The 3,255-nt window shown below is 65.6% G+C and carries 2 protein-coding genes; one reads left to right on the forward strand and one right to left on the reverse strand.

Annotation, left to right across the window (positions count from 1 at the left end; all coding sequences use genetic code 11):
• Nucleotides 1–2,401, reverse strand: a 2,401-nt coding sequence (locus AC1DYI_RS30405) for a glycoside hydrolase family 3 protein (RefSeq protein ID WP_477207847.1), incomplete at its 3' end; no start/stop codon positions are given.
• A 245-nt stretch (nt 2,402–2,646) separates the two neighbouring features.
• On the opposite strand from AC1DYI_RS30405, the gene AC1DYI_RS30410 reads away from it, so the two are divergent.
• On the forward strand, nt 2,647–3,255 hold a 609-nt coding region (locus AC1DYI_RS30410), incomplete at its 3' end, for a family 1 glycosylhydrolase (RefSeq protein ID WP_477207848.1).

The raw sequence follows: 3,255 nt of genomic DNA on the forward strand, positions 1-3,255 counted from the left end.
GCATGACGATGTCGAACGCCAACACCGCCTTCGCATCCGGGTGGATGTAGCTCATCAGGTCTTGCGGGTGGCGCGTGCCGGGTGACTGCGGGTCGGCAGCCATCGCCTTGAACTCGGCCAGGCCGGTCCACGCGATCTTCTTCGCGTCCTGCTGGACGTTGACCTGCGTGGTCTCGAGCGTCAGCGTGCCGTCGTCTGTCGTGAGCTTGGCGTTCAGGTCGTCACCGACCGGCTTCATCCAGTTCGGCGACGAACCGATGAAGAGGGGGAAGGTGCTGCTCTGGACCTGGTTGAACACCTCCAGCGGTTCGGTCGCCGCCGGGCCGGTGTTGCCGCTCTGGCCGCAGCCGAGGTCGGGCGTGGTCTCGTCGAGCGTCTTGCCCACGGCCGTGCCGGGCTCCGCGTAGCTCAGGCCGTAGCCGAATGCGAACAGCGGGTCGTAGGTGGCATMGCCCTTGTTCAGCGGCACCTGGCACGCGGCCTTGGGCCATGAGTACGACAGCTTGCCCTTGAAGTCGACATTCACCGAACCGTCGGCCTTGCGGAACAGCACGTCGGCCACTCCCTGGCCCTCGGTGCCGGGCAGCCAGGCGGCGACGAAGGCATCGCTGCGGTTCAGCTCCTTGTTGACCCACAGCGGCCGACCGCTGAGCAGCACGGTGACGACCGGCACGCCCTTGTCCTTCAGCGACTCGAGCAGCGCCAGGTCCGCCGGGTAGCGCTTGGCGTGCTCGAGCGTGCCGGTGCGGCCGATGTCGCCGGCGCCTTCGGCATAGGGCGTTTCGCCAATCACCGCGATCACCGTCTTGTAGTCGGTCAAGGTCAGGCCGGTCGCATCGAGCGCGTAGGTCACGTTGGCGTCACCCGCCGCTTCACGGATGCCCGCCAGCAGCGTGTCGCCGTTCGGGAAGTCGGCATTCGTGTTCGACGTGCCTTGCCAGGTCAGTGACCAGCCGCCCGTCTGGTTCGACATGCTGTCGGCACTGCGGCCGACGACGAGGATCTTCTCGCCGCGCTTGAGCGGCAGAACGCCGCCGTCGTTCTTCAGCAGCACCAGCGACTTGCGCACCGCTTCACGCGCCAGGTCTCGATGGACCAGCGCGGTTGCATCGCCGGCACCGGGGCGTTGCGAAGGCTTGACCGCCACGCTCGCGCCGTTCTCGATCTTGAACAGCCCGGCGCGCAGCTTGACGCGCAGGATGCGCGTGACCGCATCGTCGATGCGCGACATCGCGATCTCGCCCGCTTCGACTGATGCGATGGTGTTGGCGATGAAGGCCTTCCAGTCGTCGGGCACCATCACCAAGTCCATGCCGGCGTTGATCGACACCGGGCATGAGGCGTTGGTGCAAGTCTTGGTGTCACCGTGCGCGTCGGTGTACTGGACCTGGCCGATGCCGTTCCAGTCCGACACGATCAGCCCGTCGAAGCCCATCTTGGTCTTCAGCACGTCGGTCAGCAGGTACTGGTTGCCGTGCATCTTGGTGTTGGCGAAGGCCAGCGATTTGCCGTCCTTCGTCGTGCCGGTGAAGGTCCAGCTGTTGAACGAGGCCATCACCGTTTGCGCGCCAGCCTCCAGCGCCGAGTAGTAGCCGGCGCCGTGGATGTTCATCATGTCGTTCAGGCTGGACTTGTTCTCGCCCTGGTCCTTGCCCTGGTCGGTGCCGCCGTCGCCCATGAAGTGTTTGGCGGTCGCAACGACAGTCGGCCGGCCCGACGCTGCGAACTTGCCTTGCAGCCCCGTCACATAGCGCCCGCCGTACGACCCGACGATGCTCGGGTCTTCCGAGAAGCCTTCGTAGGTGCGGCCCCAGCGGTCATCGCGCACGACGGCCAGCGTCGGCGCGAAGGTCCAGTCGATGCCGGTGGACGCAACCTGTTTCGCGACTGCCGCACCGATGCGCTCGACCAGCTCGGGGTCGTTCGCCGCGCCCAGCCCGATGTTGTGCGGGAAGAGGGTGGCGCCAAACACGTTGCCGTGGCCATGGACCGCGTCGGTGCCCCAGATGACAGGGATCTTCACCGCCATGTCGGTGTCCATCGAGGCCTGCCAGTAGGCATCGGCCAATGCCAGCCAGTCGCCGACAGTCGCGGTCTTCTGATTGCCCGGCCACGCGCCGCCACCGTTCAGCACCGAGCCGATGTAGTACTGCCGCACCTCGTCGGGCGTGATGCTGGCTATGTTGGGCTGGGTCATCTGGCCCACCTTCTGGGCCAGCGTCATCTTCGCGACGATGTCCTTGATCGCCGCCTCCTGCGCGCTGTCTTGCGCGATGGCGCTGGTCACGTGCGGCCAGTCGTCCAGCGGCTTGGGCGGATCGGGGTCGTCATCGCCGTTACCGCCACAGCCATTCAGCGCGAGCACCAGGCTCGCCGCTCCCAAGGTCAACCACTTGTTCATCTTGTCTCCTCGCTCGTTGGCTCGCGCGCTGGGCGATGGAACCGCTTCCAGTCGCGCGAAGGGCGCACTCTAGGAGACCTTATCGAATTCTTACCACTAGGTTAAATACTGATGAACATCGGCACTGGGATTGCCCTCACAAGGCTTAACGAAAAATGAACAAAACCGCGGGTTCTTACCGTTTCGTTCAGCTTCGGGCTTGATGACAATCCGGTAACGTTGGAATCGGTTCCAGATGGAGTGCCATGTCCGTGTCGCCTGAACCCGTTTTTCCGCCTGCCGGCTCGGCGATCTGGCGGCGCGACTTCCTGTTCGGCGCCGCCACCGCGGCCTACCAGATCGAAGGCGCGACCGACGTTGATGGCCGCTTACCGTCGATCTGGGACAGCTTCGGGGCCGTGCCCGGCAACATCGTCAACGGCGACACCGGCGCGGTGGCGTGCGATCACTATCACCGTTATGCGGACGATGTGGCGATGCTGGCCGACCTGGGCTTCAGCGCCTACCGCTTCTCGATCGCCTGGCCGCGGGTGATCGACGAAAACGGGCGCCTGAACCCGAAGGGCGTCGCCTTCTATCAGCGCTTGCTTGACACGTTGGACGAGCGCGGCATCGCACCGTACGCGACGCTCTACCACTGGGACCTGCCGCAGCACCTGCAAGACCGGGGCGGCTGGCTGAACCGCGACACGTCGTTCCGCTTTGCCGACTACGCCGACCAGATCAGCCGTGCGTTGGCGGGCCGTGTGCGTGGGTGGATGACGCTGAACGAGCCCTGGGTCTCGGCCTATGTCGGCCACGCCGAGGGGCGCCACGCGCCGGGGCTGCGAAGTCCGCGCTATGCGGTCGAGGCC

This window comes from Ideonella sp. P3_A4 (assembly GCF_056403075.1).